Annotated in this window: 24 protein-coding genes; 17 read left to right on the top strand and 7 right to left on the bottom strand. The window is 58.2% G+C overall.

Annotated elements, in window-relative coordinates; all coding sequences use genetic code 11:
• Positions 1-3: 3 nt before the first annotated feature.
• The 7 genes from hflC to H7K56_RS15215 all read left to right on the top strand — a co-directional run bounded on the left by hflC (position 4) and on the right by H7K56_RS15215 (position 8430).
• A complete protein-coding gene (gene hflC / locus H7K56_RS15185; protein ID WP_021509761.1) occupies positions 4-1008 on the top strand; it encodes a protease modulator HflC in 1005 nt (334 codons plus the stop codon).
• A 57-nt stretch (positions 1009-1065) separates the two neighbouring features.
• On the top strand, positions 1066-1266 hold the full coding sequence (locus H7K56_RS15190) for a DUF2065 domain-containing protein (protein WP_031280157.1): 201 nt from the start codon (positions 1066-1068) through the stop codon (positions 1264-1266).
• A 175-nt stretch (positions 1267-1441) separates the two neighbouring features.
• Positions 1442-2740, top strand: coding sequence for an adenylosuccinate synthase (locus tag H7K56_RS15195; RefSeq protein ID WP_104188201.1), 1299 nt, complete (start codon positions 1442-1444; stop codon positions 2738-2740).
• A gap of 195 nt (positions 2741-2935) precedes the next feature.
• Entirely contained in the window at positions 2936-3379 is a 444-nt protein-coding gene (gene nsrR, locus H7K56_RS15200; protein ID WP_150360360.1) for a nitric oxide-sensing transcriptional repressor NsrR, read from the top strand.
• A 16-nt stretch (positions 3380-3395) separates the two neighbouring features.
• A complete protein-coding gene (gene rnr / locus H7K56_RS15205; RefSeq protein WP_021509757.1) occupies positions 3396-5834 on the top strand; it encodes a ribonuclease R in 2439 nt (812 codons plus the stop codon).
• A gap of 137 nt (positions 5835-5971) precedes the next feature.
• Complete coding sequence (gene rlmB / locus H7K56_RS15210) at positions 5972-6706, top strand: 23S rRNA (guanosine(2251)-2'-O)-methyltransferase RlmB (protein WP_021509756.1); 735 nt, start codon at positions 5972-5974, stop codon at positions 6704-6706.
• Positions 6707-6801: 95 nt separating this feature from the next.
• The gene (locus tag H7K56_RS15215) at positions 6802-8430 is read left to right on the top strand and encodes an isovaleryl-CoA dehydrogenase (protein WP_058781121.1); all 1629 of its coding nucleotides are present in this window, start codon (positions 6802-6804) and stop codon (positions 8428-8430) included.
• Here H7K56_RS15215 and bsmA read toward each other — a convergent pair.
• Complete coding sequence (gene bsmA, locus H7K56_RS15220) at positions 8404-8730, bottom strand: biofilm peroxide resistance protein BsmA (RefSeq protein WP_058781122.1); 327 nt, start codon at positions 8728-8730, stop codon at positions 8404-8406. The genes H7K56_RS15215 and bsmA overlap by 27 nt on opposite strands.
• A gap of 55 nt (positions 8731-8785) precedes the next feature.
• A complete protein-coding gene (locus tag H7K56_RS15225; protein WP_058781123.1) occupies positions 8786-10717 on the bottom strand; it encodes a methyl-accepting chemotaxis protein in 1932 nt (643 codons plus the stop codon).
• Positions 10718-10876: 159 nt separating this feature from the next.
• Between H7K56_RS15225 and yjfP the strand changes: the two genes are divergently transcribed.
• On the top strand, positions 10877-11626 hold the full coding sequence (gene yjfP / locus H7K56_RS15230; protein ID WP_021509752.1) for an esterase: 750 nt from the start codon (positions 10877-10879) through the stop codon (positions 11624-11626).
• Between the two features lie 51 nt (positions 11627-11677).
• Here the strand turns inward: yjfP and H7K56_RS15235 are convergent, their stop codons facing one another.
• A complete protein-coding gene (locus H7K56_RS15235; protein ID WP_021509751.1) occupies positions 11678-11884 on the bottom strand; it encodes a hypothetical protein in 207 nt (68 codons plus the stop codon).
• Positions 11885-12270: 386 nt separating this feature from the next.
• Here H7K56_RS15235 and rpsF point away from each other — a divergent pair, with 386 nt between their 5' ends.
• Genes rpsF through rplI form a run of 4 tightly spaced genes read left to right on the top strand, consistent with a single transcriptional unit; the run spans position 12271 to position 13711 of the window.
• Positions 12271-12666 carry a 30S ribosomal protein S6 gene (gene rpsF / locus H7K56_RS15240; RefSeq protein WP_021509750.1) on the top strand — a complete coding sequence of 132 codons (396 nt, stop codon included), beginning with the start codon at positions 12271-12273 and terminating at the stop codon, positions 12664-12666.
• Between the two features lie 6 nt (positions 12667-12672).
• Positions 12673-12990, top strand: coding sequence for a primosomal replication protein N (gene priB / locus H7K56_RS15245; protein WP_031280155.1), 318 nt, complete (start codon positions 12673-12675; stop codon positions 12988-12990).
• A gap of 4 nt (positions 12991-12994) precedes the next feature.
• Positions 12995-13222, top strand: a complete 228-nt coding sequence (rpsR, locus tag H7K56_RS15250; protein WP_000135199.1) for a 30S ribosomal protein S18 — start codon at positions 12995-12997, stop codon at positions 13220-13222.
• Positions 13223-13261: 39 nt separating this feature from the next.
• A complete protein-coding gene (rplI, locus tag H7K56_RS15255) occupies positions 13262-13711 on the top strand; it encodes a 50S ribosomal protein L9 (protein ID WP_021509748.1) in 450 nt (149 codons plus the stop codon).
• Between the two features lie 55 nt (positions 13712-13766).
• Here rplI and H7K56_RS15260 read toward each other — a convergent pair whose 3' ends face one another.
• Positions 13767-14426: an OapA family protein gene (locus H7K56_RS15260; protein ID WP_150360361.1), complete on the bottom strand. Its 660-nt coding sequence runs from the start codon at positions 14424-14426 to the stop codon at positions 13767-13769.
• 184 nt (positions 14427-14610) lie between these two features.
• On the opposite strand from H7K56_RS15260, the gene bamJ reads away from it, so the two are divergent.
• The gene (bamJ, locus tag H7K56_RS15265) at positions 14611-15231 is read left to right on the top strand and encodes a BamJ family beta-barrel-assembly machinery protein (protein WP_150360362.1); all 621 of its coding nucleotides are present in this window, start codon (positions 14611-14613) and stop codon (positions 15229-15231) included.
• Between the two features lie 35 nt (positions 15232-15266).
• Here the strand turns inward: bamJ and H7K56_RS15270 are convergent, their stop codons facing one another.
• Positions 15267-17225: a bifunctional 2',3'-cyclic-nucleotide 2'-phosphodiesterase/3'-nucleotidase gene (locus tag H7K56_RS15270; protein ID WP_150360363.1), complete on the bottom strand. Its 1959-nt coding sequence runs from the start codon at positions 17223-17225 to the stop codon at positions 15267-15269.
• 280 nt (positions 17226-17505) lie between these two features.
• Here H7K56_RS15270 and cysQ point away from each other — a divergent pair, with 280 nt between their 5' ends.
• On the top strand, positions 17506-18252 hold the full coding sequence (gene cysQ / locus H7K56_RS15275; protein ID WP_021509744.1) for a 3'(2'),5'-bisphosphate nucleotidase CysQ: 747 nt from the start codon (positions 17506-17508) through the stop codon (positions 18250-18252).
• A 31-nt stretch (positions 18253-18283) separates the two neighbouring features.
• Here cysQ and H7K56_RS15280 read toward each other — a convergent pair whose 3' ends face one another.
• Positions 18284-18841, bottom strand: a complete 558-nt coding sequence (locus tag H7K56_RS15280; RefSeq protein WP_021509743.1) for a YtfJ family protein — start codon at positions 18839-18841, stop codon at positions 18284-18286.
• Positions 18842-19154: 313 nt separating this feature from the next.
• On the opposite strand from H7K56_RS15280, the gene H7K56_RS15285 reads away from it, so the two are divergent.
• On the top strand, positions 19155-19361 hold the full coding sequence (locus H7K56_RS15285; RefSeq protein WP_031280153.1) for a stringent response modulator YtfK: 207 nt from the start codon (positions 19155-19157) through the stop codon (positions 19359-19361).
• Positions 19362-19417: 56 nt separating this feature from the next.
• On the opposite strand, the gene paeA is transcribed toward H7K56_RS15285, so the two are convergent.
• Positions 19418-20761 (bottom strand): polyamine export protein PaeA, encoded by a 1344-nt coding sequence (paeA, locus tag H7K56_RS15290; RefSeq protein WP_150360364.1) that lies wholly within the window; start codon positions 20759-20761, stop codon positions 19418-19420.
• A 454-nt stretch (positions 20762-21215) separates the two neighbouring features.
• Here paeA and tamA point away from each other — a divergent pair, with 454 nt between their 5' ends.
• Both tamA and tamB read left to right on the top strand, forming a co-directional pair.
• On the top strand, positions 21216-22955 hold the full coding sequence (gene tamA, locus H7K56_RS15295; protein WP_058781125.1) for an autotransporter assembly complex protein TamA: 1740 nt from the start codon (positions 21216-21218) through the stop codon (positions 22953-22955).
• Positions 22952-26722 (top strand): autotransporter assembly complex protein TamB, encoded by a 3771-nt coding sequence (gene tamB, locus H7K56_RS15300; protein WP_150360365.1) that lies wholly within the window; start codon positions 22952-22954, stop codon positions 26720-26722. Before tamA ends, tamB begins: the two co-directional genes overlap by 4 nt.

The following is a 26722-nucleotide window of genomic DNA, read 5'->3' on the forward strand; positions in this document are numbered from 1 at the left end:
TCGATGCGTAAGCCAATCATCGCCGTAATTATTGTTGTTCTGGTGGTGCTGTACGCCTCACTGTTCGTGGTGCAGGAAGGCCAGCGCGGTATCGTGCTGCGCTTTGGTAAAGTGCTGCGTGATGATGAGAACAAGCCGCAGGTGTACGCACCGGGCCTGCACTTCAAGATTCCATTTATTGAAACCGTGAAGTCGCTGGATGCGCGCATCCAGACCATGGATAACCAGGCGGATCGTTTCGTCACCAAAGAGAAGAAAGACCTGATTGTGGACTCTTACATCAAGTGGCGCATCAGCGATTTCAGCCGTTACTACCTCGCGACTGGCGGTGGCGATGTATCTCAGGCGGAAGTACTGCTGAAACGTAAGTTCAGCGACCGTCTGCGTTCAGAAATGGGCCGTCTTGATGTGAAAGATATCGTCACCGACTCGCGTGGCCGTCTGACTACCGACGTACGCGATGCGCTGAACACCGGCAGTGCCGGCAATGACGACGAAGTGCAGACGCCAGCCGCTGACGATGCGATTGCCAGCGCGGCTGCCCGCGTTGAGCGCGAGACCAACAGCAATGAGCCAGCGCCAAACCCGAACAGTATGGCGGCGCTGGGTATTCAGGTGGTCGACGTGCGCATCAAGCAGATCAACCTGCCGACCGAAGTGTCGGACGCGATCTACAACCGTATGCGCGCCGAGCGTGAAGCGGTAGCACGTAGCCAGCGCTCACAGGGTCAGGAAGAGGCGGAAAAACTGCGCGCCCAGGCCGATTATCAGGTAACCCGTACGCTGGCAGAAGCGCAGCGTCAGGCGCTGATCAGCCGTGGTGAAGGGGATGGTGAAGCGGCCAAGCTGTTCGCCGACGCTTTCAGCCAGGATCCTGATTTCTACGCCTTTATCCGCAGCCTGCGTGCCTATGAGAACAGCTTCGCGGACAATCAGGACGTGATGGTGCTGAGCCCGGATAGCGATTTCTTCCGCTATATGAAGGCGCCAACTAACGTCTCGCGTTAATAACTGTTATAACCTTGAGGCCGACACTGATGTCGGCCTTTTTTTTGGGAAAACAGAATGAACACAACCGTCTGGATGGCGCTGGCTTTGGTGCTGGTGCTGGAGGGATTAGGACCGATGCTGCTGCCGCGCCTGTGGCGTCGCATGATTCTGGCGATGACGCAGTTACCGGACCGTATACTGCACCGTTTTGGCGGCGGGCTGGTGGTGGCGGGCGTGGTGATTTACGCCATGCTGAGCACGCACGCGAATGGCTGAGCAAAAATCTGCGCCCTGCCGCACGGCTAAATTGTGTCTGCTGTAGAGCATTGCCCCCAACATGTTGTAGTGATCAAAACTCAGGCAAAAAACAGCGCAATCGTATGCTAAAAGTGCTGAAAGAGTGAAAATCCGATGGTAGAATCCATTTTTAAGCAATCGGTGATTTTAGAAAATGGGTAAGAACGTCGTCGTACTGGGCACCCAATGGGGTGATGAAGGTAAAGGTAAGATCGTAGACCTTCTGACTGAACGCGCGAAATATGTTGTGCGTTACCAGGGTGGCCACAATGCAGGCCATACACTTGTCATCAACGGTGAGAAAACCGTCCTCCACTTAATTCCCTCTGGCATCCTGCGTGAAAACGTCACCAGCATCATTGGTAATGGTGTTGTGCTGTCGCCTGAAGCCCTGATGAAAGAGATGAACGGTCTGGAAGCGCGCGGTGTGCCGGTACGTGAACGTCTGCTGATCTCTGAAGCTTGTCCGCTGATTCTGCAATACCATGTGGCGATGGACCTGGCGCGTGAAAAAGCGCGCGGTGCCAAAGCTATCGGTACCACCGGTCGTGGTATCGGCCCAGCCTACGAAGATAAAGTTGCCCGTCGCGGTCTGCGCGTCAGCGACCTGTTCAACAAAGAAACCTTCGCCGTGAAGCTGAAAGAGATCGTTGATTTCTACAACTTCCAGCTGGTGAACTACTACAAAGAAGATGCAGTAGACTACGATAAAGTGCTGAGCGATGTGCTGGCGGTGGCCGACATCCTGACCGGCATGGTCGTTGACGTGTCTGAACTGCTGGACGGCGCGCGTAAGCGTGGCGACCTGATCATGTTCGAAGGCGCACAGGGTACGCTGCTGGATATCGACCACGGTACGTATCCGTACGTGACTTCGTCCAACACCACTGCTGGTGGCGTGGCGACCGGTTCAGGTATCGGTCCTCGCTACGTGGATTACGTGCTGGGCATCGTCAAAGCTTACTCGACCCGCGTCGGTGCCGGTCCATTCCCGACCGAACTGTTTGATGAAACCGGCGAGTTCCTGTGTAAGAAAGGTAACGAGTTCGGTGCCACCACCGGCCGTCGTCGTCGTACCGGCTGGCTGGATGCGGTAGCTGTGCGCCGCGCGGTGCAGATCAACTCCCTGTCCGGCTTCTGCATGACCAAACTGGACGTGCTGGATGGCCTGAAAGAGGTGAAAATCTGCGTCGGTTACCGTATGCCGGATGGCCGCGAGATGACCACCACGCCGCTGGCGGCAGAAGGCTGGGAAGGCATCGAGCCGATTTATGAAACTCTGCCGGGCTGGAGTGAAAACACCTTTGGTGTTAAAACACTGGAAGGCCTGCCGCAGGCAGCACGTGATTACATCAAACGTGTTGAAGAAGTGACTGGCGTGCCGATTGATATTATTTCAACCGGTCCCGACCGTAGTGAGACCATGATTCTGCGCGATCCGTTCGACGCTTAATCACGTTTTGCAGGCCGGACACTGTCCGGCCTTCGTTTATCTGCTCTTTGACTCCGCTCACTTCATTTTTTCCTGCTGGTTTCGGGAGTTGCAGGAAAAAAGCGCTCCGGGTTTTCCACACTGGTTTATCATCAATGTTAATCGAAGCGCTCACGGGCGTTATAACAACAATATCGATGATTCACTGAGGTACATGTGCAGCTAACAAGTTTTACCGATTTCGGTCTGCGCGCCCTGATTTACATGGCGACATTGCCGCAAGGTCAGCAGACCAACATTACCGAAGTCACCGATACCTACGGGGTATCGCGTAACCATATGGTTAAGATCATCAATCAACTGAGCCGGGCCGGCTTTGTTGCCGCGACACGCGGTAAAAACGGCGGAATTCGTTTAGGCATGGACCCGGATAAAATCGTCATTGGCGATGTCGTGAGAAAAATGGAGCCTTTGCAGCTGGTAAACTGTAAAGAGTGTGCGATAAATCCCGCCTGTCGCCTGCGTAGTGCGCTGAATAATGCGGTCCAGCTATTCCTGCAGGAACTGGATAAATATACGCTCGCCGACCTGGTGCAAAACAACGATTCGCTTTACCACATCTTATTGTCCGAACCGCCGGTGGCAATTCCACATAAATGACATCGGAGGAACCGTAATGTCAAAAGATCCCTTTCAGGATAGAGAAGCTGAAAAGTACGAAAATCCTATTCCCAGTCGGGAATTTATCCTCGCGCTATTAGAAAAGCGTGAAAAGCCGGCGAGTCGCGAAGAGATCGCCGAAGAGTTAAACATCACCAGCGAAGATCAGCTTGAAGCGCTGCGTCGCCGCCTGCGCGCCATGGAGCGTGACGGCCAGCTGGTGTTCACCCGTCGCCAGTGCTACGCCCTGCCGGAGCGTCTGGATTTACTGCGCGGCAAAGTGATTGGCCATCGCGATGGCTACGGCTTCCTGCGCGTTGATGGTCAGAAAGATGACTTCTACCTCTCGGCGGAGCAGATGAAGTTCTGCCTGCACGGTGATGTCATCCTCGCCCAGCCGGGCGGCTCCGACCGCAAAGGGCGGCGTGAAGCGCGCGTGGTACGCGTGCTGGAACCGCGCAACAGCCAGATTGTTGGCCGCTACTTCACCGATGCCGGCACCGGCTTCGTGGTACCGGACGACAGCCGTCTGAGTTTTGACATTCTGATCCCGGCGGAAGAGACGCTGAATGCGCGCATGGGATCGGTGGTCGTGGTGGAAATCGTGCAGCGCGCGACGCGCCGCAGCAAAGCCATTGGCAAAATTACTGAAATTCTCGGCGACAACATGGGCACCGGTCTGGCCGTGGATATGGCGCTGCGCACCCATGAAATTCCCCACTCATGGCCGGAAGAAGTCGAGAAAGAGATTTCCAGACTGAAAGAGCAGGTACCGGAATCGGCGAAAAAAGGCCGCGTCGACCTGCGTGAACTGCCGCTGGTGACCATCGACGGTGAAGACGCGCGTGACTTCGATGACGCCGTTTACTGCGAGAAAAAACGCGGCGGCGGCTGGCGCCTGTGGGTGGCGATTGCCGACGTCAGCTATTACGTGCGTCCCGGCACCGCGCTGGATAACGAAGCGCAGCAGCGCGGCACCTCGGTCTACTTCCCGTCGCAGGTGATACCGATGCTGCCGGAGATCCTCTCGAACGGCCTGTGCTCACTCAATCCACAGGTGGATCGCCTGTGCATGGTGTGCGAGATGACCATCTCGGCCAGCGGTAAACTCACCGGCTTCAAACATTACGAAGCGGTGATGAACTCACATGCGCGTCTGACCTACAACAAAGTGTGGAGCATTCTGCAGGGCAACCCGGAGCTGCGTGAACAGTATGCGGCGCAGGTGAAGCACCTCGAAGAGCTGCACCGCATGTATGAGGTGCTGGAAACCGCCCGTGAACAGCGCGGTGGCATCTCGTTTGAAACCGACGAAGCCAAATTCATCTTCAACGCTGAGCGTCGCATTGAGCGCGTGGAGCGCACCGTACGTAACGATGCGCACAAGCTGATTGAAGAGTGCATGATTCTGGCCAACATCGCCTCCGCGCGTTTCGTTGAGAAACATCAGGAGCCGGCGCTGTTCCGCGATCACGATCGCCCGAGCGAAGACAGCATCACCAGCTTCCGTACCGTGCTGGGCGAGCTGGGTCTCAGCCTGCCGGGTGGGTCGAAACCGCAGCCGATCGATTATGCCGATCTGCTGACGCAGATTGCCGACCGTCCGGATGCTGAAATGCTGCAAACCATGCTGCTGCGTTCGATGAAGCAGGCGGTGTACGATCCGGAAAACCGCGGTCACTTTGGCCTGGCGCTGGCGTCGTATGCGCACTTTACCTCGCCGATCCGTCGCTATCCGGATCTGCTGCTGCACCGTGCCATCAAGTATCTGCTGGCCAAAGAGCAGGGCACGGTAAAAGGCAACACCACGCCAACTGGTGGTTATCACTACGATATGCAGCAGATGCTGCAGCTGGGTCAGCACTGTTCGATGACCGAACGCCGTGCCGACGAAGCGACGCGCGATGTGGCCGACTGGCTGAAGTGTGACTTTATGCAGGATCAGGTGGGTAACGTATTCAACGGCGTGATCTCCAGCGTGACCGGCTTTGGCTTCTTTGTTCGCCTCAACGATCTGTTCATTGATGGTCTGGTGCACGTCTCCACGCTGGACAATGATTACTACCGCTTCGATCCGGTGGGCCAGCGTCTGATTGGCGAATCCGGCGGTCGCACTTACCGTCTGGGTGATGCGGTGGAAGTGCGCGTTGACGCGGTGCACATGGATGAGCGCAAGATCGATTTCGCGCTGATCTCCAGCAAACGCGTACCGCGCGGTGAAGGGAAAACCGCGCGCGAGCGTGAGAAGCGTGGCGGCAAGCCACCGGCGAAGCGGCGTCGCGACGCGGGTCGCAAGGGCAACTTTGAGCCGGACGCCGCTTTCCGCGGTGAGAAGCAGCCGGCTGCGGCGAATAAAAGCGAGAAAAAAAGCAAAAAAGTCTCCGAAAAAACCCGTAAAATCGCCGCCGCAACCAAGGCGAAGCGCGCAGTGAAGAAGAAGGCCAGCGAAGCCTGATGGCCTCTTCACCCGCCAGCGGCCAGGTGCGTCAGCGCTGACGCACCTGGCTCAACCTGTTTCGCAGGCTGCGCCCCAACGCGCAGCCTGATTAATGTTCTGTATTCAACGATATACATCCAACCTTGAGCAAAGTAATGAGTGAAATAATTTTTGGCATTCACGCCGTGCAGGCGCTGCTGGAGCGTGATCCCCAGCGTTTTCAGGAAGTCTTTATCCTTAAAGGCCGCGATGACCGCCGCCTGCAGCCGCTGATCGCCGCACTGGAAGCTCAGGGAATTGTGATTCAGCTGGCCAACCGCCAGTGGCTCGACGGCCAGGTCGAAGGCGGCGTGCACCAGGGTATCGTGGCGCGCGTTAAGCCGGGTAAAAACTATCAGGAAGGCGATCTGCCGGATTTGCTGGCTTCACTGGATCAGCCGTTCCTGCTGATTCTGGATGGCGTCACCGATCCGCATAACCTGGGTGCCTGCCTGCGCAGCGCCGATGCGGCGGGTGTGCATGCGGTGATCGTGCCGAAAGACCGTTCGGCACCGCTTAACGCCACGGCGAAAAAAGTCGCCAGCGGGGCGGCGGAAAACGTGCCGCTGATTCGCGTCACCAATCTGGCGCGCACCATGCGTCTGCTGCAGGAGTACAACGTCTGGATCGTCGGCACGGCCGGTGAAGCAGACCACACGCTGTATCAGAGCAAAATGACCGGCGCGATGGCGCTGGTGATGGGTGCGGAAGGAGAAGGCATGCGCCGCCTGACGCGCGAACACTGCGATGAGCTGATCAGCATCCCGATGGCCGGCAGCGTCTCTTCCCTCAACGTTTCGGTGGCCACCGGCGTTTGTCTGTTCGAAGCGGTGCGTCAGCGCCAGGCGTGATCGCCGCCGCAAAACCTCAGCTGTACCAGGCATAACTGCACATCCTCTCCATACTTATAGCCACATCAGTACGGGCAACAGGAGAGGAGAGTGCCATGGCCTGGACCACTCACAGCGTATTCAATCAACCATCTCCGCTCAGCAACAGCAATCTCTTCACCGGCGACAGCGCGCTGTGCGAGGCGGTGGTGCGTGAAGGGGCCGGCTGGGACCGCGAATGGCTGGCGTCCGTTGGCCTGCAGCTCGGCAGCGCGGAGTCACTGGAATTAGGTCGCCTGGCCAATGCACAGCCGCCGGAGCTGCTGCGTTACGACGCGCGCGGTGAGCGGCTCGACGAGGTGCGCTTCCATCCTGCCTGGCATCTGCTGATGCAGGGCGTGTGCGCCAGCCGGTTACATAACCTGAGCTGGCAGCCTGACGTGCAGGGCAGCGCCATGGTGGCGCGCGCGGCGCGTTTCATTCTGCATGCGCAGGTGGAAGCCGGTTCGCTCTGCCCGGTAACCATGACTCACGCCGCGATCCCGCTGCTGCAAACCCATCTGCCCGCTCCCTACGCCGACTGGCACGATCGACTGCTGAGCGATCGGTATGATGCGCATCATCTGCCCGGCAGCCAGAAGCGCGGCCTGCTGATTGGCATGGGCATGACGGAGAAGCAGGGCGGCACCGATGTGCTGAGCAACACCACACGCGCCGAACCGCCTGGCACGCGTGCGCCGGGCGAACCCTGGCGCATCACCGGGCACAAGTGGTTCTTCTCGGTGCCGCAAAGCGACGCGCACCTGATTCTGGCGCAGACCGCCGCCGGGCTGAGCTGCTTCTTTCTGCCGCGCCTGCTGCCGGACGGCACGCGCAACGCCATTCGTCTTGAACGCCTGAAAGACAAGCTGGGCAACCGCGCCAATGCCAGTGCCGAAGTGGAGTTTCAGGATGCCTTCGGCTGGTTGCTGGGTGAGGAGGGCGATGGTGTGCGGCTGATCCTGAAAATGGGCGGTTTGACGCGCTTTGACTGCGCGCTCGGCAGCCATGGCCAGATGCGACGCGCGCTGGCGATTGCGCTGCATCACGCCGGTCAGCGCCAGGTGATGGGCAAAAGCCTTAGCGATCAGCCGCTGATGCGCGCGGTTCTGGCGCAGCAGGCACTGCAGCTGGAAGGACAAACCGCGCTGCTGCTGCGTCTGGCGCGCGCCTGGTCAACGCCGGCCAGCGCGCATGAACGGCTGTATGCACGCCTGTTCACCCCGGCGGCCAAGTTCGTGATCTGCAAAGCCGGTATGCCATTTGTGGCTGAAGCCATGGAGGTGCTGGGCGGCATTGGCTACTGCGAAGAGAGTGAACTGCCGCGCCTGTATCGCGAGATGCCGGTGAACAGCATCTGGGAGGGCTCGGGTAACGTGATGTGCCTGGATGTGCTGCGTGTACTGGGACGGCATGCAGAGGTGCTTAGCATGCTGCAGGATGAGTTTGATGCGGTGAAGGGCAGCAATCGCCACTTCGATCGCTGCTGGCGTCAGCTGCGGCTACAGCTTGGCAACCTGCGCGAAGAGCAGGCACGGCAGGTCAGCGACATGCTGATTCGGCTGGCGAGTGCCGCGGTGCTGCTGAAGGCGGCAGAACCGCCGCTGGCGGATAGCTGGTGCGCGCGTTATCTCTCATCGCGCCCGGCACAGGCGCTGAGTGATGATCTGAGTGCACGCTTACTGCAGCGCGCTACTGCCGCCTGAGGGCGCGCCGTACAGAATGGCGGTGGCATACCAGAAGCCAGGCATGGTGGTCTCATCGACCATCAGGATCTGATAGTAAACCGCACCGCTCTGATTGGCGCGTGCAGCGATCGCGCGCTGCACATCATCCGGCGAGCCGCGTGAATGGGCGCTGACGGTGCCAAGCTTCGGCAGGCCATAGCTTTGCGCGCGGGTGATCTCCTGCGCCTGAGTGGTGGGCGCTGGCGGGGGTTGTGGCGTGGTGTGCAGTGCGGCACAGCCGCTCAGCAGCAGGCCCAGCAGCAGAATAAGCGTACGCATGGTGGCTCCGGAAAACAGGCAGATGACTCAAGTGTAAGCCATCTGCCCCGGCTCATCAGTCGTTGAGACGGAAAATACTCACCAGCTGGGTCAGATGATGGCCTTTCTGACTCAGGTGCTGCGCCGTGTGCTCGGACTGGTTAATCATGTCGCTGCTCTGATGGGTCGCATGGCTGATGTGGTTCATTGCCAGATTGACCTGACCAATACCCGCAGCCTGCTCCTGGGCGGCGATATTGATTTCCCCCATCAGGGTTTTCACCTGTTCGATATGGCTGACAATATGGCTCATGGCGTCACGCGTTTGTTCCGAGAGCGCATGGCCGGCGGCCACTTTGTCGATCGAACTGGCGATCAGCCCGTCAATCTCCTTCGCCGCATTGGCGCTGCGCTGCGCCAGTGCACGCACTTCCGCAGCGACGACCGCGAAGCCTTTGCCGTGCTCACCGGCGCGCGCCGCCTCAACCGCAGCGTTGAGCGCCAGAATATTGGTCTGGAAGGCAATCGACTCGATCACGTGGGTAATGTCGGCGATGCTCTGTGAGGCAATACGAATCTCCGCCATGGTCTCTACCGAGCGCGCCACGGTGCTGCCGCCCTGGCTGACGGTGCTGGCGGCTTCACCGACCAGCGCCATCGCCTGACGCACGTTAGCGGCGGTTTGCGCCACGGTTGCGCCAAACTGCTCCATGCTGGCCGAGGTCTCTTCGACGCTGCTCGCCTGGCGGCCAATCTGCTCGCTGATGCTGGAACTGCTGGCCGCAATGGTGTCGGTGCCATCGCTGATCTCACGCGCGGCGGCGCGTACCTGGCCTACCACTTTCTCCAGGCCGTCGCCAATGCCGTTAATCGCGCTCACCAGCTGGCCGATCTCGTCGCGGCGCGCTGAGTCGAGGTGCGCCTGCAGATTACCCGCCGCATATTGCTCGGCCAGATGGATCACCTGCTGCAGCGGCCGGGTAATGGCGCGCCGGCTATACAGCACAAAGCCAATGGCAAAGGCGAGCACCAGCGCCAGGCCAATCAGCATGAACAGATTGCGGCTGTGGGTGATCGGTGCCAGCAGGCTGGCGCGGCTGACTTCACCGGCGATAATCCAGTTCCAGCCCGGCAGTTGCTGCCATGCCAGCAGGCGGGTTTCGCCCTGATGCGCGATCTCCAGCAGGCCGTGCGGCTGCGTCAGCATCTGCTGCTGTACGCTGCGATCCCAGTCCGGCAGCTTGCCTTCTGACTGACGGGCAAACAGATACTGGCCCTGTGCGCTGCCCGGCGTGCCGTTCAGCACGAAGAAGCTGCCGCTGTCGCCGAGACGTCGCGCCAGCACTTTATCCCGCATCAGCGCGTACTGTTTATCAATCTGCACGCCAACAAACAGAATGGCGATGACTGCGCCGCTGTCGTCCTGCACCGGCTGGTATTGGGTGATGTAGCGATGGCCGAACAGCGTCGCCAGGCCGCGATACACTTCGCCCTTATTCACGCTGCGCCACGCCGCACTGCTGCGATCAAGCTGGGTGCCCACCGCGCGGCTGCCATCCTCTTTCTTCAGTGAGGTCGCGATGCGAATGTAATCCTCGCCGTCGCGCACAAAAATGGTGGAGACTGCACCGGTACGATCGAGAAAATCGTCCACGGCGATCTGATCGAGGTTGAGGGTTTTCAGCCCGGCACGCAGCGTCGGCGTGCTGAACGATCCCACCTGAATGCGTGAGCTGTCGTCACGGCTGAATCGCTTAGGTAAAAAGCTCTGAAACAGCCGGGTATAGTTCGCCACTTCTTCCGATAAGGTCGCGTTAAACATCGTGGCCATTTCATTAATGCCGAGCACCTGGTTTTGCATATCGTCGACAGCCAGCTGCTCCAGCTGGCGCGCGGCGTTATGGCTGAGCGTTAACGTCAGGGCAAACAGCACGATTGCCACACTGAAAGACGTCAATACAGACAGCTTAATTCCGAGACTCATGGCGCTGAGAGAGAGACGCTTCATAAAGTACCTTTAATAAATAACTGGAGGGGTACAGGATCAACGGCAAAATGCGGCAAATGTTTAGGGCAGAAATTAATCGAAATAAATGTGATGTGGCTCGCGTTTTGGCCGGCAGCACGTACACTGAGACCAGTGATAATCATTCTCAACGGAGACGGTATGATTGAGTTGGCAACGGAGAACCTGGCGGGCATTGAGTGTATTCACGCGGCACCGGCCGGACAGCGGCTGGCGCGCTTACCCACCATCCTGTTTTATCACGGATTTACCTCGTCGAAAGAGGTGTACAGCTACTTTGCCGTGGCGCTGGCGCAGGCCGGTTTCCGTGTGGTGATGCCGGATGCAGAGATGCACGGCGCACGCTACAACGGCGATACCGACGCGCGCATGACGCACTTCTGGGAGATTTTGCGCCAGAACATTGATGAAGTGCCGCTGCTGGAAGCGGCGCTGCGCGACAACGATTGGGTGGCGGACGAGCGTTTCGCCATTGCCGGCGCCTCAATGGGCGGGATGACCGCGCTGGGCGCGATGGCGCGCTATCCACACCTGCACAGCGTTGCCTGCCTGATGGGCTCCGGTTACTTCATGCAGCTCAGTCAGACGCTGTTCCCGCCGCTGGTGGCGCACACGCCAGAGCAAAAAGCGGCGTTACAGGCGCGGCTGGCCCCGCTGGCAGCCTACGATCCCTGTCAGCAGCTGGCGCAGCTGGCTAACCGGCCGCTGCTGTTATGGCACGGTGAAGCGGATGAAGTCGTACCGTTTGCCGAAACGGTACGACTGGAGAAGGCGTTGCGCGAGGCGCAGCTCGACAGCCGGCTCACTTTTCTGGCGGAAAAGCAGATCGGGCACAAAATCACGCCGCCAGCGCTCACCGCGCTGGTCAGTTTCTTTAAACATCATTTGTAAACGGAACGGGCTGGCGGCGCGGAGCACGCCAGCCCGGGATAACAGGCCGGACTACAGTTGTGACGACAAGCGGTCGGCGGCGCTGGTGTTCGCGCTGACCGGGTTACCGCCTGGCGCATCCAGCCGGTTAACGTACACATAGCCTGAAGCCGCTTTGCTGCTGTTACTTCTCATCTGCAGCGCCTGGTCAGCGGAGCTGGCAAGAGCGGGGGTAGACAGGAAGAGACCCAGTAAAGTGGCGATAATGACAGCTTTCATAATCGACTCCTCACTCCAGGGATTTCACTCTCAGGCGCGCTGATTAAGCCAAACCGTTGCGCCTGTAAATAGTTTAGTGCTTCACCCGTGCGATGCCAGATCGTCGTGCTGAACGCCTCGTTCAGGGATTTTGAACAATCTCTGACTAACCTGCTGAATCTCAATCCTTAGCACAAAAGGTGTCCCCGCCTGGCACGACAGCGACAATTTGATGAATTGTGCGCTTGAGTTTCCCCGGCGAGGTCAGTATGATTACGCGTCAATTTTTCAGCTGCATTCAGAGGTGTGTTTCATCTTTTGGGTGATTCGCAACCTATAACGTTCCTTGCTTCCGTGGGCCGCAGCTGACCCTGACAGGAGGCTGAATAATCCGTAAGGAGCTATCGATGCGTCATTACGAAATCGTATTTATGGTCCATCCTGACCAGAGCGAGCAGGTTCCGGGCATGATCGAGCGTTACACTGGTGCTATCACTGGTGCACAGGGCACGATCCACCGTCTGGAAGACTGGGGTCGCCGTCAGCTGGCTTACCCGATCAACAAACTGCACAAAGCACACTACGTTCTGCTGAACGTAGAAGCACCGCAGGAAGTGATCGACGAGCTGGAAACTAACTTCCGCTTCAACGACGCCGTTATCCGCAGCATGGTTATGCGCGTTAAGCACGCGGTAACTGAAGCTTCTCCGATGGTTAAAGCGAAAGACGAGCGTCGTGAGCGCCGCGAAGACTTCGCTAACGAATCGGCAGAAGACTCAGATGCTGGGGATTCTGAAGAGTAATCCACGATGACGGCCAATCGGCTGCGCCTGTCTGGCACCGTGTGCAAGACGCCAGTTCGAAAAGTCAGTCCGTCAGGGATTCCTCACTGCCAGTTCGTGCTTGAGCATCGTTCTGTGCAGGAGGAAGCCGGGTTTCACCGGCAAGCCTGGTGTCAGATGCCGGTGATTATCAGCGGCAGCGCCCATCAGGCGATTACTCAACATATAACGGTCGGCACGCAACTCACACTCGAAGGTTTTATTAGCTGCCATCAGGCACGCAATGGCCAGAGCAAACTTGTGTTACATGCCGAGCAGATTGAATTGATAGATTCTGGAGACTAGCCAAATGGCACGTTATTTCCGTCGTCGCAAGTTCTGCCGTTTCACCGCGGAAGGCGTTCAAGAGATCGATTATAAAGATATCGCAACGCTGAAAAACTACATCACTGAAAGCGGCAAGATTGTTCCAAGCCGTATCACCGGTACTCGTGCAAAATACCAGCGTCAGCTGGCTCGTGCTATCAAGCGCGCGCGTTACCTGTCTCTGCTGCCGTACACTGATCGTCATCAGTAATCGGCAACTGTCCATTAACGACTTTAAGAGGATAAGGTAATGCAAGTTATTCTGCTTGATAAAGTAGCAAACCTGGGCAGCCTGGGTGATCAGGTTAACGTTAAAGCGGGCTACGCTCGTAACTTCCTGGTTCCACAGGGTAAAGCTGTTCCTGCTACAAAGAAAAACGTTGAGTTCTTCGAAGCGCGTCGCGCTGAACTGGAAGCCAAACTGGCTGACGTTCTGGCTGCTGCTAACGCACGTGCAGAGAAAATCAATGCACTGGGCACCGTTACTCTCGCGTCTAAAGCAGGCGACGAAGGTAAACTGTTCGGTTCCATCGGTACCCGCGACATCGCTGATGCAGTTACTGCAGCTGGCGTTGAAGTGGCGAAGAGCGAAGTTCGCCTGCCAAACGGCGTTCTGCGCACCACCGGTGAGCACGAAGTTGACTTCCAGGTTCACAGCGAAGTATTCGCGAAACTGGTTGTGAATGTAGTAGCTGAGTAATTTTTTACTTAGTTTGAAAGCGCCGGCCTTGTGCCGGCGTTTTTGTTTCTGTTACTTACTGCGCGCGGATAAAGCTGCCGTCCGGCTGGCGGGTAAACAGCACCGGGCCGTTACTGCTCTCGACCGTTAAGCCGGTCACCACGCCCTGCGCGTTCTGACGAATCTTCACCTGCTGACCACTCTGCAGTGCGCTCAGCGGCTGCCCATCGCCTTCCACCCGCGCCATGGCAAACACATCATTGACCGGAAGATTGTTGTCACGGAACAGCTGTGCCAGCGTCTGGCCCGAGGCCACGGTATAGCTGTGCCATTCGCCCTGGGCATCACTCTTTGGCGTCGTATTCTGCGGCGGCTGCGCATTGTTATCGTAGATTTCCGCCTGCATCGGCACCTCTTTGCCGCTGCTCTCCGCCGGACGTTCCACCGGATACTGCGGTGTGCTGGCAGGCCAGAGAAACGCCAGCAGCATCACCAGCAGGGCAATAACGATACCGCGTCGGTGCAGCGGCGGCAGCGGATCCATCCAGCGTACGTTATCCAGCAGATGCCAGATGCGCTGCAGCACAGCGGGTATACGCGACGGGGTTTCAGAAGCCATTCTTTCCTCCTCCTCGCTGGCGGTCGTGACGCGCCTGTCAGGCAGCCAGCGTTGCAACCGGGAAAATAAGGTACGCGGTGCGCGCGTCCTGCGACGTCGTGGGGCGATTTGGCCCATGGATGCTCTCTTGTTCTATAGTATGGGCAAAGCGGGCGCGAAGTGCCTGCCAGCATTGAAAAATTTGACCTGCATATTGTTTCTCTTTCCCCGGGAAATGTCATCCGCGGCGCGCGAGATTTTACGCCAGCCGCCTGCGCTGTTATGCTGCCGGTTCTATTTTCTCCGGGATTAAGGAAACAAGATGACGACCCCTTCATTTGACAGCGTCGAATCACAAGCAAGTTACGGTATCGGTTTACAGGTTGGTCAGCAGCTGCAAGAGTCTGGACTGCAGGGTCTGCAGCCAGAAGCGCTGCTTGCGGGCCTGCGCGACGCGCTGGAAGGGAACTCACCGGCAGTTCCGGTTGACGTGGTACACCGTGCGCTGCGTGAAGTCCACGAGCGTGCCGAAGGCGTACGTCGTGAGCGCGTCGAAGCCATGGCGGCCGAAGGTCAGCAGTTCCTCGAGCAGAATGCACAGCGTGAAGGCGTGAGCAGCACCGAATCCGGCCTGCAGTTCAGCGTCATCACCCAGGGCGATGGTCCGATCCCATCACGTCAGGATCGCGTACGCGTGCACTACACCGGTAAGCTGATTGACGGCACCGTGTTTGATAGCTCCGTTGCCCGTGGCGAACCGGCTGAATTCCCGGTCAGCGGCGTGATTGCCGGCTGGATTGAAGCGCTGACCCTGATGCCGGTAGGCTCGAAGTGGGAGTTGGTCATTCCGCACAATCTCGCTTACGGCGAGCGCGGCGCGGGTGCCTCTATCCCACCATTCAGCACCCTGATTTTCGAAGTCGAGCTGCTGGAAATCCTGTAATAAACAGCGGGCGCCATATCTGGCGCCCGCGGTCACTACTTCTTCTCTGCCTGCTTCTGTAGATCTACCTGCCAGATTGCAAAGCCCGTTTCATCACTGCCGACGGCTTTCATCGGATAATCAGCATACTTCTCAATAAACTGCGTGGCTTTTGCGCCCGGCGCGGTCTCAAAGCGAATATCCAGCGGCGTTGCGCTGGCGATCGGTGCCAGCCGCCAGTTGTGATCGGCCTGTGGCTGCACCGCGCCGTGGGCGCGGGTTTCGCTGCTGATGTAGGCGGCCACCACCGAGCGGTTCTCATCCGGCGAAGCAAACGCGACATACTGCTCGCCGGTACCGGCAAATTTGCCGCCCCAGGCACGGTAATTATTGGTGGCAACGAGGAAGGTCGCTTTGGGATCGATCGGTTTGCCCTGCCAGCGCAGATCCTGGATGCGTGATGCCGCCGGGTTAATCAGCTGGCATTCGGCGTCGTAGCGCGCCGGTTGCGTCACATCGATCTGATACTGCACGCCGTCGATCACATCAAAATTGTAGGTGCGGAAATCCCAGTTGATCAGCGACTGCGGCTGACGACGATGCACGTCGATCTGATTAAACTGCGCTGCCGAGCACTCCAGCCACTCTTTCACCTGCGCACCGCTGACTTTCATCACCACCAGCGTATTCGGGTAGAGATAGAGATCGGCGGCATTACGGAAGGTGAGATCGCCTTTTTCCACTTCAACGTAGCTGGCCGGATCGTTCTTACGGCCGCCGGCTTTAAACGGTGCCGCTGCCGAGAGCACCGGTAAGCGGCCCAGATCGGGATCGCCCTGAATGAAGCGTTCGACGTAAGCACGCTGCGCATTATTGACGATCTGCACGGTGGGATCGTCCTGCACCAGCGACAGGTAGCTGTACATCACATCCGCCGACTTGCCGATCGGTTTTGCTACAAATTCACGCGTGGCGCGATGATCGTCGGCCAGCACTTTCACCAGATCGGCATCTTCCGCCGCCAGCGATTTTTTCGCCACCGCATCGTAAACTGGCCGCGCTTCGGCTTTACCCCGGGTCACCTGCCAGTTGCCGCCGTCATTTTTCAGCACCAGGTCAACCACGCCGAGATGATCGCCCCACATGCCGGGCATCACCGCCGGTACGCCGTTAAGCGTGCCCTGAGCGATATCCGCGCCTTTAATCGCCGCAAACTCTTTGCCGGGAAACACCGCGTGCGCGTGGCCGAACATGATGGCGTTGATACCTGGCACCTGACTGAGGTAATACACCGAGTTTTCCGCCATGGCATGGTACGGCTCACTGCTCAGACCGGAGTGCGGAATAGCGATGATTATTTCAGCACCTTTTGCGCGCATTTCCGGCACATAGCGCTTCGCTGTCTCGGTGATGTCATCAACGCGCACTTTACCCTGCAGATTGTTGCGATCCCACACCATAATCTGCGGTGGTACGAAGCCGATATAGCCGATTTTCAGCGTATGCGGCTTGCCGTCGCGGTCTTTTACCGCAGTTTCTTTAATTAAATAGGGGGTAAACAGCGGTTTGCCACTGGTTTCATCGATAACGTTGGCGTTGATGTAGGGAAAACGTGCCCCGGCAATCGCCTGCTGCAGATAGGGCAGGCCGTAGTTAAATTCGTGGTTGCCCAGATTGCCCACCGCGTAATCCAGCGTATTAAGGGCTTTATACACCGGATGGATTTCTCCCGGCTGCAGGCCTTTGGCCGCCATGTAATCACCCAGCGGGCTGCCCTGAATAATGTCGCCGTTATCCACCAGCACGCTGTTTGCTACTTCGCCGCGCGCCTGCTGGATGAGCGTAGCGGTGCGCACCAGACCAAACTTTTCGGTCGGCGTGTCTTTGTAGTAATCGAAATCCATCATGTTGCTGTGCAGATCGGTGGTTTCCAGAATGCGTAAATCCACCGTGGCAGCCTGCACCGTGGCGGCTGCAACGCACAGGGCCAGTAACGACATGCTCGCTTTGAACATGGCTTGCTCCTTGTTCGCTTTAATGGGCCTCTCAAAATAATGTAAAACCATGACGAATTATCATTTCAATTTGTGATGGGGCTCGGGATTTTGCCTCTTTCCTGCGTAAGCTGACGGAGTGCCTGCCATTCAGCATTGCGCCATAGCCGTCACGAGCGAACTATGATATTGATAATCAAAGCGAATACGCTTAGCTGCGGCTGTCACAGCGCACCTGCTAAAATATCTGGAGACGGGCTGCCGGGGTTCAGCGGCAGCATCAGCCGAAATGAGGTGAACAATGTTAGATAAAATTTGCCAGCTGGCGCGCAGCGCGGGCGATGCCATTATGCAGGTCTACGATGGCGCACAACCGCTGGACGTGACGCGTAAATCGGATGATTCACCGGTCACGGCGGCCGATCTGGCGGCACATCAGGTTATCGTGCAGGGCTTAGCGGCGCTGACGCCTGACGTGCCGGTGCTGTCGGAAGAGGATCCACCCGGCTGGGATGTGCGTCAGCACTGGCAGCAATACTGGCTGGTCGATCCGCTCGACGGCACCAAAGAGTTCATTAAGCGTAACGGCGAGTTCACGGTCAATATCGCGCTGATTGAGCACGGCAAACCGGTGCTGGGCGTGGTGTACGCGCCGGCGCTGGGGGTGATGTATTCTGCGGCCGAAGGCAAAGCGTGGAAAGAAGAGGGCGGCCACACCACGCAGATCCACGTACGTGAAGCGCGACCGCTGCTGGTGGTAGTGAGCCGTTCGCACGCTGATAAAGACGAAGAGCTGAAAGAGTATCTGACCCAACTGGGCGAGCATCAGACCACCGCTATCGGCTCCTCGCTCAAGTTCTGCCTGGTGGCAGAGGGCAAGGCGCAGCTCTATCCGCGCTTCGGGCCGACCAATATCTGGGATACCGGTGCCGGCCATGCGGTAGCCATTGCCGCTGGCGCGCACGTGCATGACTGGCAGGGCAAAACCCTCGACTACGCGCCGCGCGAGTCGTTCCTGAATCCGGGCTTCCGCGTCTCGCTGTTCTGATACGCTGTGCGCGCCACCCGCTGTGGCGCGATCACGCCTGCAGCAGCTGATGGATCAGTTTCATCGCCTGCTGCACTTCATCCTGCGTCAGCGGACCGTCTTTGGCGTAACGCACATGGCCGGTGTTATCCAGAATCACAATCGCCGAACCGCCTTTCTCCAGCTGCCACGCCTTGCGCGCGTTGCCGTTGCTGTCGACAATGAACTGCGACCACGGATACTGCTGTTTATTGCTCTCAATGCTGCTGCGCACAAACATCCCGGTGCCGGGAATGGCATCATCGGTATTAACCACCGTGGTGGTCTGGTAGCGGTCGTGCGGCAGCTGGGCGGCTTTGATGGCTTCAATCAGCGCGGCGTTCTGTTCTTTGGCTGACGAGCGTCCGGCAATATGCAGGATGACCCGCACTTTGCCACTCAGCTGGGCGCTGTTCCAGGGCTGGTAGCGAAACTTCTCCTGCTGATACAGCAGTTCTCCTTTGTCGTTAACGCCGACTGCCGGTACGCGCTCGCCAACCTTAAACGCGTGGGCTGAGGCAAGGCTGGGCAGCAGCAGCGCTAGGGCTATCACGGAATGTGCCAAACGCATGGTAATGCTCCTTAGTGATCCGACCAGTTATTCATGTTTTTGCAATATTAGGCGTGGATGATGCGCCTGTCGCGATGAGATAGCAGCTTTGTAACCCATGCCACAATTCCTTAACCAATGAAGGTTTATACTGGATTTTGTGATCGTTATGACAGAGTTCTCTGTAATGATGTGTCAATTCAGTAAAAAATCCATTTTTTCGGAACACCGGCAAGGAATCATGTTCTATAGTTATGCCTCATTTGCGCTTCAAGGGCTCGTACCGAATTTGGCAACGGCGAAGCGTATTACATCTGTTCAGGAGTTAAACAGCATGAAGATCTTCCAGCGCTATAATCCGCTGCAAATTGCGAAATATGTAAAGACGCTATTTAAAGGAAGGTTGTACATCAAGGATGTTGGCGCGTTTGAGTTCGACAAAGGCAAAGTCATGTTGCCGCGCGTCAAGGATAAACAGCACCTTAGCGTGATGTCAGAAATCAACCGCCAGGTGCTGCGGCTGCAAGCCGAGTACAACTAAGCAAAAGAAAGGGCGCCGCTGGCGCCCTGAATCTTTCTGTAACCGCACGATCACTGCTACGCGGCAGGCCCTTCAGACTCATCCAGCGTACTCTTCGACACATTCAGCACCGGCGGGCGGTCATCAATGCGCGTCACCAGCAGCTGGTCGATGCGGTAGCTGTCGATATCCACCACCTCGAATTTGTAGCCGGAGAATTTGACGAAATCGGTGCGTTTGGGGATCTTACGCAGCATATACATCATGAAGCCGCCGATGGTCTCGTAGTTGCCGGACTGCGGGAACTCGTCAATATCCAGCACGCGCATCACGTCATCAATCGGCGTACCGCCTTCCACCAGCCAGGAATTCTCGTCACGCGCCACAATCTGCTCTTCCAGCCCCTGACCGACCAGATCGCCCATCAGCGTGGTCATCACGTCGTTAAGCGTGATAATCCCGACCACCAGCGCATATTCGTTCATGATCACCGCGAAGTCTTCGCCGGCGGTTTTAAAACTCTCCAGCGCCTCTGATAGCGTCAGCGTATCCGGCACAATCAGCGCCGAACGAATCTGCACGCCGCTGTTAAGCGTCATACTCTGGTTACCCAGCACGCGCAGCAGCAGCTCTTTGGAGTCGACGTAGCCCACGATATGGTCGATATCGCCGTCGCACACCAGAAACTTCGAATGCGGGTGTTGCGCGATTTTGGTTTTCAGGCTGGTTTCGTCTTCGTGCAGATCGAACCACACGATATTTTCACGCGAGGTCATGGACGAAGGCACGGTGCGTGATTCCAGCTCAAACACGTTCTCGATCAGCTCGTGCTCCTGCTTGCGCAGCACGCCGGCCAGCGCGCCCGCTTCTACCACCGCGTAAATGTCATCCGAGGTGATGTCATCTTTACGCACCATCGGCAGCTTAAAGATGCGAAAGAACACGTTGGCCAGGCCATTGAACAGCCATACCAGCGGGCGGAAAACCAGCAGGCAGAAGCGCATCGGATTGATGATGCGCAGCGCGATGGCTTCCGGCGCGATCATGCCGACGCGTTTTGGCGTCAGGTCGGCAAACAGAATAAACAGGCTGGTGACGATGGTGAAGGAGCAGATAAAGCTGAGCTGATCCGCCAGTTCCGGCTCCATAAAGCGGTAGAACAGGCTGCTGAAGGCGGGCGAAAACGCCGCATCGCCGACGATACCGCCGAGAATCGCCACGGCGTTGAGGCCAATCTGTACCACGGTGAAGAACATGCCAGGCTGTTCCTGCATCTTCAGCACGCGCTGCGCGTTGATGTTGCCTTCATCGGCCAGCAGTTTCAGTTTGATCTTGCGGGCAGCCGCCAGCGAGATCTCCGACAGAGAAAAAAATGAACTGATTACGATCAGTAAAAGAATGACAAGCAGGCTATCAAGCATAAAAGATCCGTTGGGTTAATCACTTGTCATTTTTGGCCTGGGCAGCGCGAAGAGGCGTACATCCGGTACTTACCCGTCAAACAGGGCTATCCGTGCCAAAAATGTCTGCGCCAGTTCGACAAAGTCACGTTAACGTCGGGGCAGAAATGCGTGCAGGCGAGGCCTGCTGGTCGCTGATTATAGCAGCAGCGCTATTGCTGCCGCCAGCGGCGTGATTGGCCGGCTCGGATTAATCCGAGTGGCAGCTGGCGGTGCGCAGAAGCGCGGCTTCGTTGTTGTATCGGTACGCACATTTACCGACAATAGCAGTCGATTTGGCTTAGCGGCCGTTTTTACGCAGCCGCTCGCAAAAAAGAGCGGCTATACTGATGGGTATGCAAGGTGTGGTGATACCCTTTCCACCAGAGTTAACGCCCCTGCGGAATAGGGGCAGGCATTATTAACAGGAGTACGCGTGCCGCGATTTCATGCTTATTGCTTGGCCAGCCTGCTGCTTGCCGCACCTGCTGTTGAGGCAGCCAAAGTGCGACTGCAGCTGGAAGGCCTGACCGGGGAGTTACAGAAAAACGTCAGGGCGCGCTTGTCCACTATCGGCAGTGACGAGGTGTCGAACGACGGCCGTTTCCAGGCGCGCGTGGCTGCCGCGATCAAAGAAGGCCTGCGCGCGCTCGGCTATTACGAGCCGCAGATCGACTTTGAATCACGCCCGGCACCGCCGCAGGGTGGCCGTCCGGTGCTGATTGCCCGCGTCACCGCCGGTGAGCCGGTGAAGATTGGCGGCAGCACCATTGTGGTGGAAGGTGCCGCGAAAGACGATCCTGATTATCAGGCGTGGGTGAAGCAGGGCAGGCCGAAAGTCGGCAGCCAGCTCAATCACGGCGACTACGATAAATTCAAAAACGGCTTCTCCAGCCTGGCGCTGCGTAATGGTTACTTCGACGGTGACTTTAAGCAGAGCCAGCTTGGTGTCTCGGTCGAACGGCGCTTAGCGTTCTGGGATATCGACTACGACAGCGGCCCGCGCTATCGCTTCGGCGATGTCAGCTTTGAAGGCTCGCAAATCAATGAAGCCTATCTGCGCAATCTGGTGCCGTTCAAAAAGGGCGATCCCTACAGCTCACGCGATTTGGCCGAACTCAATCGTCGCCTCTCCGCCACCGGCTGGTTTAATTCTGTCGTCGTGGCACCCGAGTTCGATAAAGGACGCCAGACCAAAGTGCTGCCGCTCAGCGCCGCCGTGTCGCCGCGCGTGGAGAACACCATCGAAGCCGGCGTCGGTTACTCGACGGACGTCGGACCGCGGCTGAAAGGCACGTGGAAAAAGCCGTGGATCAACGACAGCGGCCACAGCCTGACCTCCAGCGCCTATATCTCCGCGCCGGAGCAGCAGCTTGATCTCAGCTATAAAGTGCCGCTGCTGAAAAGTCCGCTGGAGCAGTACTACACCTTCTCCGGCGGCCTGAAACGCACCGATCTCAACGACACCAAATCGGACACCACCACGCTGGCGATGTCGCGTAACTGGGACAGCAGCTCCGGCTGGCAGCGCGCGGTTAACCTGCGCTGGAGTCTCGACCACTTTACTCAGGGCAGCGTCACCAACACCACCATGCTGCTCTATCCGGGCGTCAGCCTGAACCGCACCCGTTCGCGCGGCGGCCTGATGCCGACCTGGGGCGATTCACAGCGCTACTCGGTAGACGTGTCGGACACCACCTGGGGCTCGGACGTCGACTTCCTGATCCTGCAGGCGCAGAACGTATGGATCCGCACGCTGGGCGAGAAGCATCGCTTTGTGGCGCGCGGTAACCTTGGCTGGATTGAAACCAACAATTTCGAAAAAGTGCCGCCCGATCTGCGCTTCTTCGCCGGCGGTGACCGCAGCATTCGCGGCTACAAATACAAAGATATCTCGCCGCGCGATGACGAAGGCAAACTCACCGGTGCCTCAAAGCTGGCCACCGGCTCGCTCGAGTATCAGTACAACGTCTCCGGCAAATGGTGGGGCGCGGTATTCGTCGACTCCGGCGAAGCGGTCAACGACATCAAGCAGAGTAATGTTAAAACCGGTGCAGGCTTCGGCGTGCGCTGGTCTTCTCCGGTAGGGCCGATCAAGTTTGATATCGCGCGCCCGATTGGTGACGACAAGGAGCATGGATTGCAATTTTATGTAGGACTGGGGCCTGAACTATGAAGCTGTGGAAAAAGGTCCTAATCGGTATCGGTATTTTCCTGCTGGTGCTGTTGGCCAGCGTGGCGTTTCTGGTGGGCACCACGCCCGGATTGCATCTGTTGTTTAAAGGTGCCGATCGCTGGGTGCCGGGCCTGTCGATTAACAAGGTGGAAGGCGGCTGGCGCGATCTGACGCTGAGCGGCGTGAAGTACCAGATGCCGGGCGTCAGCGTGGATGCCGGGCGCTTCCATCTGGCGCTCAACCTCAACTGCCTGCTGCACTCCTCGGTGTGCGTGAACGATATCGCGCTGCAGGACGTCAGCGTGGTGGTCGACAGCAAAAAAATGACGCCCGCCAGTGCGCCGCCGCCGGAAGAGGAGAGCGGCAGCAGCAATCTCAGCACGCCATACCCGATTACCCTGAGCCGGGTCAGCCTGCATAACATCAACGTCAAAGTCGATGACACCGCCATTTCGCTGCTCGACTTCACCAGTGGCCTGCAGTGGCAGGATCGCGCGCTGACGCTCAATCCCACCCATATCCAGAGCCTGCTGATCGCGCTGCCGAAGGCGGCGAAAGTGGCGGACGAACAGGTGGTGCAGCCTAAAGTGCAGCAGCCGCAGCCGGATGAGAAACCGCTGGGCGAAACGCTGCAGGCGATGTTTGCCGAGCCGCTGCTGCCGGCACTGCCGGATTTCCAGCTGCCGCTCGATATCAACGTGCAGCAGCTGTTGGGTGAGCAGTTGCGCATCACCGGCGATACGGATGTGGCGATTACGCGTCTGCTGCTGAAAGCCAAAACTACCGACCGGCATATGCAGCTGGAGACCTTTGACGTCGACTCGCCGCAGGGGCAGATCAACGCCAGCGGCGATGCCCGGCTGGCGGATAACTGGCCGGTCAATTTTGTGCTCAACGGCTCGCTGAATCTCGATCCGATTAAAGGCGAGAAGATCAAACTGAACCTCGCCGGGGCAATGCGCGACGAGCTGAAGCTGGGCCTGAATCTTTCGGGGCCGGTGCGTGCCCAGCTGGACGCCGCCGCACAGCCAGCGGTCGCCGGTCTGCCGCTGTCGCTCAAACTCACCAGCCCGCAGCTGCGCTGGCCGCTGACCGGTCCGGTGCAGTATCAGGCGGATAATCTCGACTACCAGTTCAGCGGTAAAGCCACCGACTACGTGATGTCGCTGCGCACCGCGGTGAAGGGCGAAGCGGTGCCGCCAGCCACCATTACGCTGGACGGTAAAGGCAACGTGCAGCAGTTCAGCCTGGATAAACTTCGCGTGGCGGCGCTGCAGGGCAACATTGACCTTAGCGCGCTGGTGGACTGGAGCAAAGCCATCAGCTGGCGCAGCGAACTGACGCTGGCGGGCATCAATACCGCTAAACAGTATCCTGACTGGCCGGCGAAGCTCGACGGTAAAATCACCACGCGCGGCAGCCTGTACGGCGGTAGCTGGCAGCTTAGCGTGCCGCAGCTGGCGCTGAAGGGCAATGTGAAACAGAACGCGGTGAGCGCCGAAGGCTCGCTGACCGGCAACAGTTACAATCAGTGGAAAATCCCCGGCATTGACATCGCGCTGGGGCGCAACCATCTCGACGTGAAGGGCGAACTGGGCGACGCGCTAAATCTGGATGCCAGTGTCGATGCACCGCATCTGGATAACGCGCTGCCGGGCCTCGGCGGCGTAGCCAAAGGCACCATCAAAGCGCGCGGTACGCTGCAGGCGCCCCAGCTTCTGGCCGATCTTACCGCCAGCGGCCTGCGCTGGCAGCAGTTGCAGATCCGCCGTGTCACGCTGCAGAGCGATGTGAAATCCAGCGATCAGGTCGCCGGTAAACTGCAGCTGCGCGTGGAGCAGCTACAGCAGGACGCGCTTAAGATCGGCCTGCTGACGCTCAACGCCGACGGTAACGAGAAGCAGCATCAGCTGAAACTCAACGTGCAGGGCGAGCCGGTCTCCGGCCAGCTGGCGCTCAACGGCAGCTTTGACCGCCAGACGCAGCGCTGGCAGGGTAATCTCAACAATACGCGTTTTGACACGCCGGTGGGCGAATGGCGCCTGACGCGCGCGATGACGATTGACTACCTGAACAGCAAACAGAGCGCCACCATCGGGCCGCACTGCTGGCAAAACCCCAACGCGCAGCTGTGCGTGCCGGAGCCGATCGAGGCCGGTGCCAGCGGCCATGCGCACGTGGTGCTGAACCGCTTCGATCTGGCGATGATCAAGCCGTTCCTCACCGATGCCACCCAGCTGAACGGCGTATTCAGCGGTGATGCACGCGTGAACTGGACCGCCGACGGCGCGCTGCCGACCGGCACGGTATCGCTTAAAGGAAACGGCGTAAAAGTGGTGCAGGATGTGCAGGGGAATAACCTGCCGATCGCCTTCGACACGCTCAACCTGAATGCGGCGCTGCGTAATGGACGCGCGCAGCTCGACTGGCTGATTCACATCGTGAATAACGGTCAGCTGAGCGGCAACGTGCAGATCGCCGATCCGGAGAATCGCCGCCAGCTGTCAGGCAACATCGGCATCAGCAACATTTCGCTGGCGATGCTCAACCCGGCGCTGATGCAGGGCGAGAAGATCAAAGGCAACCTCAACAGCAATCTGCGTCTCGGCGGCACGTTGCAGCAGCCGCAGATCTTTGGTCAGCTGGGACTGAGCGATGTTGATGTGGACGGCAGCTTTATGCCAGTCGATCTCACCTCGGCCAATCTCAACCTGGTGTTTAACGGCATGAGTTCCACGCTCAACGGCCTGATCCAGACGCAGCAGGGTAACCTCAATCTGGGTGGCAACGCGGACTGGAGCCAGCTGGATAACTGGCGCGCGCGCGTTACTGCGCAGGGCAGCCGTATTCGCGTTACCGTTCCGCCGATGGTGCGGATGGACGTTTCGCCGGACCTGGCGTTTGAAGCCACACCGGCGGCGTTCAATCTTGACGGCAAGGTTGATATTCCGTGGGCGCGCATCACGGTGCAGGAAGTGCCGGAGAGCGCTACCGGCGTGTCGTCGGATGAGGTGATGCTGGATGAGAACCTCAAGCCGATTCAGCCGAAAACTGCCGCAATCCCGATCAACAGCAATCTGGTGATCCACGTCGGCAACGATGTGCGTCTCTCGGCCTTTGGCCTGAAAGCGCGCCTCAACGGCGATCTCAAACTGGTGCAGGATAAAACCGGCCTGGGCTTAAACGGACAAATCAATATTCCTTCCGGCCGTTTCCACGCGTATGGTCAGGATCTGATTGTGCGTAAAGGCGAGCTGCAGTTCGCCGGTCCGCCGGATCAGCCGTACGTCAACCTGGAGGCGATTCGTAACCCGGAAGCCACCGAGGATGATGTGACAGCCGGTCTGCGCGTCACCGGACTGGCCGACGAGCCGAAGGTGGAGGTCTTCTCCGACCCGGCAATGTCGCAGCAGGAGGCGCTGTCTTACCTGTTACGCGGTCAGGGACTCAGCAGCGATGGCGACAGCAACGCCTTAACCTCGGCGCTGGTTGGACTGGGGGTTGCACAAAGTGGTCAGGTTATGGGTAAAATCGGCGAGACCTTCGGCGTCAGTAACCTTGCGCTTGATACCACCGGTGTCGGCGACAGCCAGCAGGTGCAGGTGAGTGGTTATGTGCTGCCGGGTCTGCAGGTAAAATACGGTGTTGGCATATTTGATTCACTGGCGACGCTCACTTTGCGTTATCGCCTGATGCCCAAACTCTATTTGGAAGCCGTGTCGGGTCTCGATCAGGCACTGGATTTGCTCTATCAGTTTGAGTTTTAG

This window comes from Pantoea dispersa (genome assembly GCF_014155765.1).
In the GTDB taxonomy this organism is placed as follows: Bacteria; Pseudomonadota; Gammaproteobacteria; order Enterobacterales; family Enterobacteriaceae; genus Pantoea; species Pantoea dispersa.

Excerpts from the sequence above, each read along its gene's own strand:
- hflC (WP_021509761.1), top strand. The coding sequence starts at position 4 with ATGCGTAAGCCAATCATCGCCGTAATTATTGTTGTTCTGGTGGTGCTG.
- H7K56_RS15190 (WP_031280157.1), top strand. The coding sequence starts at position 1,066 with ATGAACACAACCGTCTGGATGGCGCTGGCTTTGGTGCTGGTGCTGGAG.
- H7K56_RS15195 (WP_104188201.1), top strand. The coding sequence starts at position 1,442 with ATGGGTAAGAACGTCGTCGTACTGGGCACCCAATGGGGTGATGAAGGT.
- rnr (WP_021509757.1), top strand. The coding sequence starts at position 3,396 with ATGTCAAAAGATCCCTTTCAGGATAGAGAAGCTGAAAAGTACGAAAAT.
- rlmB (WP_021509756.1), top strand. The coding sequence starts at position 5,972 with ATGAGTGAAATAATTTTTGGCATTCACGCCGTGCAGGCGCTGCTGGAG.
- H7K56_RS15215 (WP_058781121.1), top strand. The coding sequence starts at position 6,802 with ATGGCCTGGACCACTCACAGCGTATTCAATCAACCATCTCCGCTCAGC.
- bsmA (WP_058781122.1), bottom strand. The coding sequence starts at position 8,730 with ATGCGTACGCTTATTCTGCTGCTGGGCCTGCTGCTGAGCGGCTGTGCC.
- H7K56_RS15225 (WP_058781123.1), bottom strand. The coding sequence starts at position 10,717 with ATGAAGCGTCTCTCTCTCAGCGCCATGAGTCTCGGAATTAAGCTGTCT.
- yjfP (WP_021509752.1), top strand. The coding sequence starts at position 10,877 with ATGATTGAGTTGGCAACGGAGAACCTGGCGGGCATTGAGTGTATTCAC.
- H7K56_RS15235 (WP_021509751.1), bottom strand. The coding sequence starts at position 11,884 with ATGAAAGCTGTCATTATCGCCACTTTACTGGGTCTCTTCCTGTCTACC.
- rpsF (WP_021509750.1), top strand. The coding sequence starts at position 12,271 with ATGCGTCATTACGAAATCGTATTTATGGTCCATCCTGACCAGAGCGAG.
- priB (WP_031280155.1), top strand. The coding sequence starts at position 12,673 with ATGACGGCCAATCGGCTGCGCCTGTCTGGCACCGTGTGCAAGACGCCA.
- rpsR (WP_000135199.1), top strand. The coding sequence starts at position 12,995 with ATGGCACGTTATTTCCGTCGTCGCAAGTTCTGCCGTTTCACCGCGGAA.
- rplI (WP_021509748.1), top strand. The coding sequence starts at position 13,262 with ATGCAAGTTATTCTGCTTGATAAAGTAGCAAACCTGGGCAGCCTGGGT.
- H7K56_RS15260 (WP_150360361.1), bottom strand. The coding sequence starts at position 14,426 with ATGGGCCAAATCGCCCCACGACGTCGCAGGACGCGCGCACCGCGTACC.
- bamJ (WP_150360362.1), top strand. The coding sequence starts at position 14,611 with ATGACGACCCCTTCATTTGACAGCGTCGAATCACAAGCAAGTTACGGT.
- H7K56_RS15270 (WP_150360363.1), bottom strand. The coding sequence starts at position 17,225 with ATGTTCAAAGCGAGCATGTCGTTACTGGCCCTGTGCGTTGCAGCCGCC.
- cysQ (WP_021509744.1), top strand. The coding sequence starts at position 17,506 with ATGTTAGATAAAATTTGCCAGCTGGCGCGCAGCGCGGGCGATGCCATT.
- H7K56_RS15280 (WP_021509743.1), bottom strand. The coding sequence starts at position 18,841 with ATGCGTTTGGCACATTCCGTGATAGCCCTAGCGCTGCTGCTGCCCAGC.
- H7K56_RS15285 (WP_031280153.1), top strand. The coding sequence starts at position 19,155 with ATGAAGATCTTCCAGCGCTATAATCCGCTGCAAATTGCGAAATATGTA.
- paeA (WP_150360364.1), bottom strand. The coding sequence starts at position 20,761 with ATGCTTGATAGCCTGCTTGTCATTCTTTTACTGATCGTAATCAGTTCA.
- tamB (WP_150360365.1), top strand. The coding sequence starts at position 22,952 with ATGAAGCTGTGGAAAAAGGTCCTAATCGGTATCGGTATTTTCCTGCTG.